9 protein-coding genes are annotated in these 13796 nt (G+C 72.7%); 5 read left to right on the top strand and 4 right to left on the bottom strand.

The window, feature by feature from the left end; genetic code table 11:
• Window positions 1–761 precede the first annotated feature (761 nt).
• On the top strand, window positions 762–4277 hold the full coding sequence (locus C7C45_RS29860) for an ATP-binding cassette domain-containing protein (RefSeq protein ID WP_110567715.1): 3516 nt from the start codon (window positions 762–764) through the stop codon (window positions 4275–4277).
• A gap of 203 nt (window positions 4278–4480) precedes the next feature.
• Here the strand turns inward: C7C45_RS29860 and C7C45_RS29855 are convergent, their stop codons facing one another.
• The 4 genes from C7C45_RS29855 to C7C45_RS29840 form a co-directional block, all read right to left on the bottom strand.
• Window positions 4481–5545, bottom strand: a complete 1065-nt coding sequence (locus C7C45_RS29855; protein ID WP_110567713.1) for an NADH:flavin oxidoreductase/NADH oxidase — start codon at window positions 5543–5545, stop codon at window positions 4481–4483.
• Between the two features lie 69 nt (window positions 5546–5614).
• Complete coding sequence (locus C7C45_RS29850; protein WP_208641449.1) at window positions 5615–6907, bottom strand: dicarboxylate/amino acid:cation symporter; 1293 nt, start codon at window positions 6905–6907, stop codon at window positions 5615–5617.
• Between the two features lie 199 nt (window positions 6908–7106).
• Window positions 7107–7796 (bottom strand): DUF998 domain-containing protein, encoded by a 690-nt coding sequence (locus tag C7C45_RS29845; protein ID WP_110567709.1) that lies wholly within the window; start codon window positions 7794–7796, stop codon window positions 7107–7109.
• Window positions 7789–8754: a glutathione S-transferase family protein gene (locus C7C45_RS29840; protein ID WP_110567707.1), complete on the bottom strand. Its 966-nt coding sequence runs from the start codon at window positions 8752–8754 to the stop codon at window positions 7789–7791. The genes C7C45_RS29845 and C7C45_RS29840 overlap by 8 nt, the downstream gene beginning before the upstream one ends.
• Before the next feature lie 105 nt (window positions 8755–8859).
• On the opposite strand from C7C45_RS29840, the gene pcaF reads away from it, so the two are divergent.
• From pcaF to C7C45_RS29820, 4 genes are all read left to right on the top strand, one after another.
• Window positions 8860–10065, top strand: a complete 1206-nt coding sequence (pcaF, locus tag C7C45_RS29835; protein ID WP_110567705.1) for a 3-oxoadipyl-CoA thiolase — start codon at window positions 8860–8862, stop codon at window positions 10063–10065.
• Window positions 10066–10175: 110 nt separating this feature from the next.
• A complete protein-coding gene (locus C7C45_RS29830; protein WP_110567719.1) occupies window positions 10176–10988 on the top strand; it encodes an SAM-dependent methyltransferase in 813 nt (270 codons plus the stop codon).
• Between the two features lie 6 nt (window positions 10989–10994).
• On the top strand, window positions 10995–13160 hold the full coding sequence (locus C7C45_RS29825; protein WP_110567703.1) for a putative bifunctional diguanylate cyclase/phosphodiesterase: 2166 nt from the start codon (window positions 10995–10997) through the stop codon (window positions 13158–13160).
• Window positions 13161–13215: 55 nt separating this feature from the next.
• Entirely contained in the window at window positions 13216–13716 is a 501-nt protein-coding gene (locus C7C45_RS29820; RefSeq protein WP_110567717.1) for a DUF456 domain-containing protein, read from the top strand.
• Window positions 13717–13796: the final 80 nt, after the last annotated feature.

The following is a 13796-nucleotide window of genomic DNA, read 5'->3' as shown; positions in this document are numbered from 1 at the left end:
GCACCCCAACGCACGGGGCCGGCCGGTGGTGCTGCGATCGTCAGGGTATGTAACGACCCTGGCTCGGCCGTGATTCCGGGCCACGGATGCGACCGGTCACAGGCCAGAACGCCGTAGACCGGACAACCACCCACGTACACGACGGGGTTTGGCCAGGCCTGACGCCTCCCAAACCGGACAATCCGCCAATATTCGGCAGGGTATGCCTCGCGTGGTCTGTCCCGGGACATGGTCAACTCCATATCGCCGATGTGGGGGTATCCGGGCGGTGGGATAGCGCGACATCGGGGATATGGAGTTGACCTTGAAACGCCGAACACATCATTGCGCACAGCGGCGGACAAATCGGAAACTGGCGTCCGAGCGTCCGGGCGTCCGGGCGTCCGAGCGCCTGAGCGCCTGAGCGCCTGAGCGCCTGAGCGCCTGAGCGCCCGAGCGCCCGAGCGCCCGAGCGCCCGAGCGTCGGGCGTCCGAGCTTCCGGGCGTGGGGTGTCGCGGATCGGGCGCGCTTACCGGGCGGCGGCGGCGACCCGGTCGGCGTGCCCGGGGGTGTACTGGGGAGCGCCCCGCCCCACCGGGATCTTGGGGCGCTCGCTCCCTGCGACTGGCTCACCGAGGACGTGTCTACGTGCGGTTCGGCAGCGCGTGTCGAGTTGTCTGACCCCGGTGGAAGCCCTGCTCAGGGCCCGGAAAATCGGTTGAGATAACGCGTTGGCGCGGGCAGGCTGGGTTCTCCGCCACCCCACGTCCGGAGGACTTCCATGCGCCTGCTCCGAGACCTGTGGGGAACCTCGCCACGCCGCATGACGGTCGTGGCAATCCTGATCGTGCTCGGTGCCGCCGGCCAGGCGGGCGCGTCGGCGCTGGCCGGTCCGGTGCTGCTGCACCGTTCGACCGGGTTCTTCGCGGCGTTGGCCGCGGCGCTGGTCGCCATGGTGCTCACCGACTTCGCGGTGAGTCTGCTGATGGCCGGCGTGACCGCCGACTGGTCCGCCGACGTGCGGCGGCGGCTCTGTCGGGTGGCCCTCGGGCAGGACCTGCCCACGTTGGAGACCACTCCCGTGGGCGAGTTGCTCGACCGCATCGACGGTGACGTCTACCAGGTGGCCGCCGCGGTCCGTAGCCAGGGCACGCGGCTCGCCCAGGGGCTCTGCGTGGGCGTGCTGTCGGTGGCCGTCGCGCTGTTCGTCTGGTGGCCGGCGGGGATCGCGATGCTGCTGCTGACCGTGGCTCTCGCGGTGGGGTTGCGCCGGCCGACCGCCCGCATCGTTCCGGCTCGGATGGCCGAGGAGGAGGCCTGGTCGGACCTGGCCGCCGTGATGGAGGAGGCGGTGCACGGTCAGGACGACGTGCGTACCAGCCTGGCCCGGCCGTACGTGCTGCGGCTCTACGCCCGGCGGGCCGCTGCCGTCCTGTCGCGCGGCAAACGGGTCTGGGTGATGTCCGCCCAGGTGACCACGGTCGCCGCCGCGACAATCCGGGGCGGCATCGGCGCGGTGGTGCTCGGCGGCGCGTGGGCGTTGGCCAGCGGTCAGATCGACGCCGCTCGGTTGACCGCCGTGTGGTTGCTCGCGCTGGCCTTCGGCGCCACCGTCGAACACGTGAGCCGGATGGTTCCGGAGCTGCAGTACGCGCTCGGCGCGTGGGGGCGGGTGCTGCTGCTGGAGGACGCCCGGCAGGAACCCACCGGCGGAGCCAGCCCGACCGACGGCGACCTGCGCATCCGCGACCTCACCTTCGGCTACCAGGTGAGCGGGCCGGAGAACGGCCGGGGGCACGCGTTGCGCGGAGTCAGCCTCACCTTCGCGCGGGGTCGTTCCTACGCGCTCATCGGGCGGACCGGGTCGGGCAAGTCGACCCTGGCGAAGGTGCTGACCCGGGCCGTCGACGTGCCGGCAGGCGCGGTCTTCCTCGGTGGCACCGACCTGTGCGACCTCGACGTCGAGCAGCTACGCCGATGGGTGGCCCTGGTGCCCCAGCGCACCGAGATCCTGGCCGGCACTCTCGCCGAGAACGTCGCGCTCTTCGACCCGATGCTGCTCGACGCCGCCGAACGGGCGCTTGACGAGTTGGGCCTCGCCGGGTGGATCGCCGAGCTGCCCGACGGGTTGGCGACCCGACTGGGGGAGGGCGGGCACGTGCTCTCCGCCGGGCAGGAGCAGTTGGTGGCGTTCGCCCGGATCCTGGTCCGGGACCCGCACGTGGTGATCCTCGACGAGGCGACCGCGCGGCTGGACCCGGTCACCGAGGCGCGGGTGCAGCGAGCCACCGAACGGCTGCTGCGCGACCGGATCGGCATCGTCATCGCGCACCGACTCTCCTCGGTACGCCGTTGCGACGAGGTGGTGGTGCTGGCCGACGGCGCGGTGGTGGAGGCCGGTCCGCTGGACGCGTCTGCCCGCTTCGCCGAGCTGTTGGCGACCAGCCACGTGGCCGCGTACACCGCCGCGCCGCAGGCAGCCCGCGCTGGCGGCGGCACGGACCTGCTGACCGGCCCGGGCCCGGCGGACACCTGGCCCACCGGCGGGCGGGTCGAGCCGGCGGCGGTGGACGAAGCCGTCGCGCCGGTGAAGGCCGACCCGCCGCCCCTGCCGCCGGCCCCGCCGGCCCGCACGATCCGGGAGATCCTCCGGCTCTGCCGCAACGACCCCCGGTACGGGATGGGGGCGATGGCCCTGTTCCTCGTGATGATCCTGCTCGGGCTGGACGGCCCGGTGTTGCCGTGGCTCTGGGCCGATCTGGTCGACGGTGTCGGTGACCCGTACCTGCCGGCGTGGGGGATCGTGGCCGGGCTGCTGATCACGCTGCCCGTGCCGTATTACACGGGCATCTGGTTTCCGCAGTGGTGGGTGCGGCAGATGCTGCGGATCAGCCTGCGTCTGGTGCACGGCCAGACCGGGCCGCGCCGGGTCAGCGCACACACCCCGGCCGAGGTGGTGGCGCAGGGCGGCGACACCGAGCGGGTGGTCCAACTCGCCGACAACGTGTTCGACCAGTCCGCCGCGGTGGTCCTGGCGGTCGCCATGACGGTGGTGTCCGGCAGCGTCGTGCCAGCGTTGTTCTTCGTCGGCACGATGGTGGTCTCCGGGTTGGCCGCGAGCCTGTTCGGGCCGACGTTGGAGCGGTCGGCCCGAGCGACGGTGTCCGCGCGGGCCGCCTTCGCCACCGCGCTGGTGTCCGTGCTGTCCTCGGCCCGGACGGTGAAGCTCGCCGGCGCGAGCGCGGCAGTGCTGCGTCACCTCGCCGACCTGGACGTGCTGCGCAGTGACCGCCAGCGCCGGGAGATCTCGGTGCAGGTGTGGTCGCGTTCCACGCCGTCGGTGGCGAGCGGTCTGTTGCCGATCGGCGCGTGGGCGCTCTACCTGAACGGCTCGCTCTCCGCCGGGGCGGTGCTGGTGGCCGTGTCCACGCTGGGCGCGGCCCGCTGGTTCGCCTGGACCACCGCTTCATTGATCTCCCAGTTGCCCTCGGCACGGGTCTGGACGCGGCGCACGGCGGCGATGACCGGGGTGGGCGCGTACTCCGCGGCGGTTTCGGCGGTGGACCTGGCCGCCGGGACGGCGCCCGCGCCGACGCCACCGCCGCGGCACCCGCTGCGCCGGCTGGAGCTGCGCGGGTTCGGGGTGGTGCACTCCGACGGCATGGTGGCCGTCCGTGACGTGGACCTGACCGTGCAGCGGGGGCAGTTGGTGCTGGTCGTCGGGCCGGTGGGGTCGGGCAAGTCCTCGCTGCTGCGGGCGTTGGCCGGGATCGTGCACCACACCGGCGAGCTGACCTGGAACGGCGACCCGGTCACCGAACCGGAGCTGTTCCTACGCCCCAACCAGGTCGGCTACGTCGGCCAGTTGCCTCGGGTGCTCTCCGGCACGGTGGCCGACAACATCGCGCTGGGCCACCAGGTGGACGCGGCCGGGGCGGTCAGCACCGCCCAGCTCGACCATGACCTGGCGGCTGCCGGCGGTGGGTTGGGTCTGCTCATCGGGCACAAGGGCACCCGGCTCTCCGGCGGGCAGTTGCAGCGGTTGGCGTTGGCTCGGGCGTTGGCCCCGCGTACCGAACTGTTGGTCGCGGACGACGTGTCGTCGGCGCTGGACGTCACCACCGAGCTGGCGCTGTGGCAGGCGTTGCGCGGACACGGGGTGACCGTGGTCGGTTCGACCGCGAAACGTGCCGCGCTGGTCCGCGCCGACCACGTGGTGGTGCTGCTCGGCGGCACGGTGGCGGCCCAGGGCACCTGGCAGGACCTGGAGGGCGACTGGTCGCACCTGGCGGGCTGACGGTCGGGCGGCTGTTCAAGCCGCCCGACCGTCCCAGGGCCTGTTTCATAAGGACTGGCCGGCCTGCGGCGGGCCCGGACGACGACCGGCGGCGTTGCGGTTTCGTCCGGATACGACACCGGTATCCGGACGAAACCCCGCCTTGCCGGATCGCCGCCCGGACTCCGCCTCGGCTCGACCGCCCTTATGAAACAGGCCCTAGATCAGGCGCGGGCGTACTGGGCGGGCACGGTGGACGCGACGCCGAGTTTGGCGGCGGCGCGGCGCGGCCAGTACGGGTCACGCAGCAGCTCCCGGCCGAGCAGCACCAGGTCGGCCTCGCCGCCGGCGACGATCTGCTCGGCGTGCTCCGGTTCGACGATCAGGCCCACCGCGCCGGTGGGCACGCCCGCCTCGCGGCGGATCTGAGCGGCCAGCGGCACCTGGTAGCCGGGGCCGACCGGGACGCGCTGGTCCATGCTCACCCCACCGGAGGAAGCGTCGACCAGGTCGACGCCGACGCCGGCCAGCTCGCCGGCGAGCACCACGCTGTCCTCGATCGTCCAGCCGCCCTCGACCCAGTCGGTGGCGGAGATCCGGGTCAGCACCGGCACGTCCTCGCCGACCGCGGCGCGCACCGCGCGGGCCACCTCCAGGGTGAGCCGCATCCGGGCGGTCCGGTCGCCGCCGTAGGAGTCGGTGCGGTGGTTGGTCAGCGGCGAGAGGAACTCGTTGAGCAGGTACCCGTGCGCGGCGTGGATCTCCACGGCGGCGAAGCCGGCGGCCAGCGCGCGTTCGGCGGCGGTCGCGAACGCCTCGACCACACCGGCGATGCCGACCTCGTCGAGGGTGGTCGGCGTCCGGTAATCGGCGGTGAACGGCTCCGAGCCGGGGGCGACGGGCGTCCAGCCACCCTCGGCGTCCGGCACGCCGCCGCTCTCGGATGCCCACGGCCGGTAGGTGGAGGCCTTGAACCCGGCGTGCGCGAGCTGCACGGCCGGCACCGCGCCATGGGCGGCGACGAACGCGGTCACCGGTCGCCACGCGTCGACGTGCGCGTCGGACCACAGCCCGGTGTCCTGCGGGCTGATCCGGCCCTCCGGGAGCACCGCGGTCGCCTCGGACAGCACCAGACCCGCGCCGCCGATCGCGCGGCTACCGAGGTGGACCAGGTGCCAGTCGGTGGGGAGACCGTCCGGGCCGGCAGAGTACTGGCACATCGGTGCCATGGCGATCCGGTTGGGCAGGGTGACCGCGCGCAGCGCCAGCGGTGTGAACAGAGAACTCATGCGGTGATCCTCTCGGAAACGGAGACTGGCCCCTCGAGGGAGGGGCCAGTCTTCGTTGCGGTGAAGTGGTCAGGCAGGAACAGGGCTGAGCTCGGGGCGGGTCTCCGCGACCGGCTCCGGCTCGGTCAGGTCGCGCTGACCGGCGGACTCGTACGCGACCCGGTCGAGCGTGCCCTCGCGGGCGGACACGACGATCGGCACCAGCGCCTGTCCGGCCACGTTGGTGGCGGTGCGCATCATGTCCAGGATCGGGTCGATGGCCAGCAGCAGACCGGCACCCGCCAGCGGCAGGCCCAACGTGCTGAGGGTCAGGGTGAGCATCACGGTCGCGCCGGTCAGGCCGGCGGTCGCCGCCGAGCCGACCACCGAGACGAACGCGATCAGCAGGTAGTCGCCGATGCCGAGGTGCACGCCGAAGACCTGGGCCACGAAGATCGCGGCCAGCGCCGGGTAGATGGCGGCGCAACCGTCCATCTTCGTGGTCGCGCCGAAGGGCACCGCGAACGAGGCGTACTCGCGGGGCACGCCGAGCCGCTCGACGGAGCGCTGGGTCACCGGCATGGTGCCGACCGACGAGCGGGACACGAAGGCCAGCTCGATCGCCGGCCAGGCCCCGGCGAAGAAGCGCAGCGGGTTGAGGCGGCCGCCGAGGATCAGCACCAGCGGGTAGAGCACGAACAGCACGATGGCGCAGCCGACGTAGACGGCGGTGGTGAACTTCGCGAGGGGGGCCAGCAGGTCCCAGCCGTACGAGGCGACGGCGTTGCCGATCAGGCCGAGGGTGCCGATCGGGGCGAGGCGGATGACCCACCAGAGCGCCTTCTGGACGATCGTCAGCAGGGAGCGGTTCAGCGCCACGAACGGTTCGGCGGCCTCGCCGACCAGCATGGCCGCGGCACCGAACACGAGAGCGAGGAAGACGATCTGGAGGACGTTGCCCTCGACGAACGCGCCGACCGGGTTGGTGGGCACGATGCCGGTGAGGAAGTCGGTCCACGAGCCGGTGTTCTTCGGCGGCGTCGCGCCACCCAGGTCGAGGGTCACTCCCTTACCCGGGTTGACGATCAGGCCGAGGGCGATGCCGATGCTCACCGAGATCAGCGCGGTGATGCCGAACCACATCAGGGTCTTGAGCGCGAGCCGGGCGGCGTTGGCAACGCCGCGCAGGCTGACCACGCTGACCACGATGGCGGTGAAGACCAGCGGCGGCACGGCCAGCTTGAGTAGCTGGATGAAGAGGCTGCCGACGGTGTGCAGGGTGGTGGTCAGCCAGCTCAGGTCGTTGGAGCGGGCCAGGAAGCCCAGCGCGACGCCGAGCACGAGGCCGAGCAGGATCTGCACGGAGAAGGGAATTTTGCGCAGGCTGAAGGGCATGGATGTATCCAATTGTCCGGTTCTGGATCAGGGCAGGCGTGGGATCGCGGCTAGCCCGGACAGATGCCGCTAGCCTGCAGTCGGAGATCGACATACAGGCGGACGGTGAGGCCCCAGACGTTGGTCATCGTTCGACGACGCTACGCCGATCGTGGTGGATCGCAAGGGGCGGTAAGCGTGAGGCTCCTTACAGATCTTCCAGCCGGAATGGGGAAGAGGGCCGCCGGTCCAGGGCGAGAGCGGTGGCCGTCGCGAGGCCCCAGACGACGGCCAGCGCGAGGATCAGGCGCTCCAGCACCCCCACCACCGCGCCCCGGCCGACGACGAGCATCGCCAGGCCGACCGTCGCGCAGAGCGGCAGGGCCAACGCGGCGGCCACGCGGGACAGCCAGCGCACCGCCGGACCGGCCGGCCCGGAGACGGCGAGCGTGATCATCGCGAAGACCACCGCCGCGGTCGCCGCGATGCTCGCGCCGCCGTGCACCAGATCCGCCGCCGTGGCCCGCTCGAACGGCGGCAGCGGGCAGCCGGCGGAGCAGGTCACCGCCCCCGACACGGCGGTGAACACGGCGCCGGTGGCGAGCAGCGCAGGCGCCGCCACCCACACCCCGGGCGGCAGCGCCGCGCCGACCAGCAGCAACGCGGCGGCCAGAGCGAGGACCCCGATCCGGTACGTCGAGGCGTGCCCACTGCCGGCAATGCCCGCCTCGCTGACGTACCCGGTGAGCCCTGGACCGGGACCGGCGACCACGGCGACCGTCACCGCCACCGCACCGGCCAGCGCGCAGCCGGCGGCGGCGGACCCGGCGACCCGGCGGGCGACCTCGGAGCGTGCCTTCGGCGCGGTCGTCGTGCCGCGCGGACCCGGCTCAGCCACGCCCGTGCGGCGTGCTCCAGCCGGCCTCGTCAGGCCCGAGCGGCACGATGCCGCTCGGGTTGATCTGCCGGTGGGTGCCGTAGTAGTGCCGCTTGATGTGGTCGAAGTCCACCGTCTCGCCGAAGCCCGGGGTCTGGAACAGGTCCCGGGCGTACGCCCAGAGCACCGGCATCTCGGTCAGCTTGTTGCGGTTGCACTTGAAGTGCCCGTGGTACGCGGCGTCGAAGCGGACCAGGGTGGTGAACAGCCGCACGTCGGCCTCGGTGATCGAGTCGCCGAGCAGGTAGCGCTGCCCGGCCAGCCGCTCGGAGAGCGCGTCCAGTCGGGCGAAGAGGGCCCGGAACGCCTCGTCGTACGCCTCCTGCGAGGTGGCGAACCCGCACCGGTAGACGCCGTTGTTGACGTCGGCGTGGATCTCGGCCATCAGCGCGTCCATCTCGGGGCGCAGCGCGACCGGGTACAGATCCGGCGCGTCGGGGGCGTGCAGCCGCCGCCACTCGGTGGAGAAATCGAGAGTGAGCTGCGGGTAGTCGTTGGTGACGACCCGGCCGGTCAGGGTGTCGACCAGCGCCGGCACGGTCACCCGGCCGGTGTAGTCCGGGTCGCTGGCCAGGTACGCCTCGGAGAGGAAGTTCACACCGAGGACCGGGTCGAAGCCGTCCGGGTCGAGGGCGAACGCCCAGCCTCGCTCGTCCCGGATCGGGTCGACGGTGCCCAGCGAGATCGCGTCGTCCAGACCGAGCAGGCCGCGCACGATCCTCGCCCGGTGCGCCCACGGGCAGGCGCGGCACCAGATCAGCCGGTACCGGGCGGCCTCCAGCGGCCACCGGCCCTGCTCGTCCGGCCCGCCACCGGGCGGGGAGGTCGAGTCGGCGGTGACCCGACCGGTGAACCGGTTGGGTTGGCGGACGAAGGCGCCACCGCTGCTGGTCTCTGCGCTGAACTGGGCCCGGGCCATGCCGTCAACCTATCGGCTGCGCGCGTGGATATCCTGGCGCCCGGCAGCCCTCGCGACCCGGTGGGCGGCCCCACCCCCCGCCGTCTGCACCCCTAAGGACTCGCGATGACCGTGGCATACCTGGTGGCCGGTGTCCGTACCCCGATCGGTCGGTACGCGGGCGCGCTGGCCGGCGTCCGTCCCGACGACCTGGCCGCGCACGTGATCCGCGAGTTGGTCGCCCGACACCCGTCGGTGGACTGGGCGCGGGTGGACGACGTCGTGCTCGGCTGCGCCAACCAGGCCGGCGAGGACAACCGCAACGTGGCCCGGATGGCGGCACTGCTGGCCGGCCTGCCCGAGGAGGTGCCGGGCAGCACGGTCAACCGGCTCTGCGGCTCCGGGCTGGACGCCCTCGCCACTGCGGCCCGGTCGATCGTCGCCGGGGACGCGGAGCTGGTGATCGCCGGCGGGGTGGAGAGCATGAGCCGGGCGCCGTTCGTCATGCCGAAGGCGACGTCGGCGTACTCCCGTTCCGCCGAGGTGTACGACACCACCCTGGGCTGGCGGCTGGTCAACCCGTTGATGGCCGACGGGTGGGGAGTCGACTCGATGCCGGAGACGGCGGAGAACGTGGCCGCCGAGTACGGCGTGAGCCGGGCCGAGCAAGACGCCTTCGCGTACCGCTCTCAGCAGCGCGCGGCCAAGGCGCAGGCCGACGGCCGGTTCGCCGAGGAGATCGTGGCGGTGTCCGTGCCGGCCGGTCGTCGCGAGACCCGGTTGGTCGAGGTCGACGAACACCCGCGGGAGACCACGCTTGCGAAGCTCGCCGCGCTGCCCACCCCGTTCCGGGACGGCGGCACGGTGACCGCGGGCAACTCCTCCGGCGTCAATGACGGCGCGGTCGCGCTGCTGGTCGCCAGCGAGGCGGCGGTGCACCGGTACGGCCTCACCCCGCTGGCGCGTGTCAGCGGCGCGGCGGCGGCCGGCGTGCCGCCCCGGATCATGGGGATCGGCCCGGTGCCGGCCACCCGCAAGCTGCTCGACCGGGTCGGTGTCGAGTTGAGCGCGGTGGACGTGGTCGAGCTCAACGAGGCGTTCGCTGCGCAGTCCGTGGCGGTGCTGCGTGAGCTGGGCCTGCCGGTGGACGCCGAGCACGTCAACCCGAACGGTGGCGCCATCGCGCTGGGGCACCCGCTCGGTGCCAGCGGCGCGCGGCTGGCGCTGACCGCCGCGCTGGAGCTGCGCCGCCGCGGTGGCCGCCGGGCTCTGGCCACCATGTGCATCGGCGTTGGTCAAGGCATCTCGCTGATGCTGGAGTCAGCCGCCTAGAGTGGTCCACACCACACGACCCGCGGGTCGACCGGTGCTCGCGCGTGCCCCCGGTGCGCCCCGGCGCCGGCGTCGGCCCGCGCCGCGGCGATGAACTGGGGAGCACGCTGATGCCCGACGGACTGCCGACCGAGATCGATCTGACCAGGCCGAGCGCGGCCCGGGTGTACGACTATTTCCTGGGCGGGGCGCACAACTTCGAGATCGACCGGCAGTTGGCCGAGCAGATCGCCAGCATGACCCCGAATCTCGCCGCCACCATGCGCTCGGGCCGTGAGTTCCTCCGCCGGGCCGTGCGGGTGCTGCTCGAGGCCGGCATCGACCAGTTCCTGGACATCGGCTCCGGAATTCCGACCGTGGGCAACGTGCACGAGGTCGCGCAGGGGGTGAACCCCAAGGCCCGGGTGGTGTATGTCGACATCGACCCGGTGGCGGTCGCGCACAGCCGGGAGTTGCTCGCCGGCAACGAGCTGACCGGTGTCATCCACGCCGACCTGCGGGAGCCGGAGAAGATCCTCGCCGAGACCCGGCAGCTCGGGCTGATCGACTTCAGCCGGCCGGTGGGCATCCTGCTGGCCGGGGTGGTGCACTTCATTCCGGACGGCGACCGGCCCGAGGAGATCCTGGCGAGCCTGCGCGCCGCTGCCGCGCCGGGCAGTTTCCTGGTCGTCTCGCACTCCACCTTCGAGGACCAACCGCAGGAGATGCTGGACGCCCAACGGCTGTCCGCGCGGACGGCCACCGAGATAACCCTGCGCTCCCGCGCCCAGGTCACCGGCTTCTTCGGCGACTGGACGGTCCTCGAACCGGGCGTGGTGCACATGCCGCTCTGGCGTCCGGACTCACCGTCCGACGTGGACGACCACCCGGAGCGGTTCGGCGCCTTCGGCGGCGCCGCCCGGTACGACCAGCCCGCAGGCTGATCTCCAATGGTCGCCGACCCGGATTCCGCCGGGGTCGACGCCGGCCGGGCCGAGGCCCAGGGGTACGCCGCCGACTGGGCCCGCGCGGTACGCCGTCTCGGGTTCGTGCCGCTCAGCGTGGCTGAGACCGAGCGGTTGCTGCTGGCGCAGACGATCCGGCTGGCGCAGGTGGTGCGGGCCGAGCCGTTCAGCGCGCACCCGGCCGAGGAGGTCGGGCGGGCGCTGGTGCAGGCGCACCTCACCGAGCCGCAGGCCCTGGCCTGGACGCTGCACGCCCTCGGCGCGGACTTCCCCCGCCGGGTGCTGGCCGCCGCCGACCGGCCGGCGGACCTCGCGGACCGGATCGCGGCCGTGCAGGGCGGGCTGGCCGCCGGGTTCGCCCGCGCGCTGCGCGACCGCACCTTCAGCCAGCAGGAGCGGATCACCCGGTCCGCCTGGAAGGCGCGCGACGAGGTCGAGCAGGCGCTGCGCGACAGCGAGGCCCGTTTCCGGGCGATCTTCACCGGCGCCGCGATCGGAATCGGCATCGCCGGCGTGGACGGCCGGATCATCGATGTCAACCAGGCATTCGCGGACATGCTCGGATACTCGATCGAGGAGTTGCGCGAGGCCAACGTGGCGGCGCTGTTCCACGCCGACGACGCCGCCGGGATGTGGGAGCTCTACCAGGCGCTGATCGAGGGCGAGCACGACGCAGTCCGGGTGGAGAAGCGCTACCACCGTAAGGACGGCACGATGGTCTGGACGGACCTGGCCGTCTCGCTGATCCGGCACGGCGACGGCCGGCCCCGGTTCACCGTCGCGATGATCAAGGACATCACCCAGCGGTACGCACTCCAGCAGCGGCTGCGCTTCCAGGCGCTGCACGACCCGCTGACCGGGCTACCCAACCGGACGCTGTTCTTCGAGACGCTGGGCCAGGTCCTGGACACCGCAGCCGCCGGACACCGGGTCGGGGTGTGCTTCCTCGACCTGGACGGCTTCAAGGCCATCAACGACAGCCTCGGCCACGACCTCGGCGACCAACTGCTGGTGAAGATCGGCCAGCGGCTGGCCGCCTGCGTGGCCGGCCACGGCCATCTGGTCGCCCGGATGGGTGGCGACGAGTTCGTGATCCTCCTCGACGGAGGGGACGACATCGACGACGCGGTGGCCGTCGCGGAGGCCGCGCTGGCCGCCGTCGCGGCCCCGGTGCACGTCGGTGAACACCAGTTGGCCGTGTCGGCCAGTGTGGGCATCGTGCAGTGCTCGGCCGAGGAGACCACCGCGTCCGAGCTGATGAAGGCCGCGGACACGACGCTCTACTGGGCCAAGGGTGCGGGCCGGGGTCGGTGGGCGGTCTACGATCCCGAGCGCAGCGCCCGCGACATTGCCCGATCGGCGCTTGTCGCCGGGCTGCCGGCCGCACTGGACCGGGGTGAGTTCGTGCTGCACTACCAGCCGATCGTGTCGCTGCTGGAGGGCCGCATGCTCGCCGTGGAGGCGCTGGTCCGGTGGGAGCACCCGGAGTTGGGCCTGATCGGGCCGGACCGGTTCATCGGCCTGGCCGAGGAGACCGGCCTGATCGTCCGGCTCGGTGAGTGGGTGCTGCGGAGGGCCTGTCACGACGCCGAGCAGTGGCGGCGGGAGTTCCCCGACGCCAGGCTGGTGGTCAGCGTGAACCTGGCCGCGCGGCAGGCCGACGACCCGGCGATCGTGGATACCGTGGCCGACGCGCTGCACACCACCGGGCTGCCTGCGGACCTGCTGCAACTGGAACTGACCGAGAGCGCCGTGATGGGCAGCGCCGGTGAGCCCCTGCGCAGCCTGTACCGGCTCGCCGCACTCGGCGTCCGGCTGGCCGTGGACGATTTCGGCACCGGCTACTCGAACCTCGCGTACCTGCGGAGGCTGCCGATCCACTCCCTGAAGCTCGCCGGCCCGTTCGTCGAGGGTATCCGCGCCGACGGCACCGACGTCGCCGCCGACCACCGCGACGAACGGATCGTCGACGCGTTGGTCCGGTTGGCGCACGCCCTGGAGTTGTGGGTCACCGCCGAGGCGGTGGAGACCGGGGTGCAGGCGGAACGGTTGCGGGCGTTGCGCTGTGACACCGGACAGGGTCGATACTTCGGCGCCCCGGCCCCGGCGGAGGCGATCACCGCCCGGCTGCGCGGCGGGGTGGCGGCGTGAGCCGGGGTTCGGTGCGGCTCGGGCGGTCCCGATGGTGGCGACGGAGGGCGGCGGCGTGAGCCTGAACGACTCGCAGACGGTGGTGACGGTGGTGGCCGGGCTGGCCATCCTGGCCGGGTTGGCCGGCGTGGTGGTGCCCGGCCTGCCGGCGTTGCCGCTGTGCTGGGGTGGCGTGCTGGTCTGGGCGATCTTCGGCGGTGCCGGCGCGGGTGGCTGGGCGGTCTTCGCCGCCGCCACCCTGGTCGCCGCGGGCGGCACCGTGATCAAGTACGCGTGGCCCGGGCGGAACCTGAAGCGCACGGGTGTGCCGACGTCCACGCTGCTCGCCGGTGGGGTGCTCGGCATCGTCGGGTTCTTCGTGGTGCCGGTCGTCGGGCTGGTGCTCGGTTTCGTCGCCGGGGTGTGGGCGGCCGAGCGGCTGCGGCTGGGCAGCAACCAACTCGCCTGGCCATCCACCGTGCAGGCGCTCAAAGCCGCCGGCCTGTCGATGCTCGTGGAATTCGGGGCGGGCCTGATCGTCGCAGCCCTCTGGATAACCGGCCTCCTCCTAACCTGACCGACCCCCACCCCCACCCACCCACCCCCCCCCACCCCCCCCCCCCCCCCCCCCTCTCCCCCCGGCCCCCCTCTTCCCGC

The organism is Micromonospora arborensis (genome assembly GCF_003205615.1).
In the GTDB taxonomy this organism is placed as follows: Bacteria; Actinomycetota; Actinomycetes; order Mycobacteriales; family Micromonosporaceae; genus Micromonospora; species Micromonospora arborensis.
The sequence above is the reverse complement of the archived record's forward strand: the minus strand, read 5'-3'. Positions and strand labels throughout refer to the sequence as shown.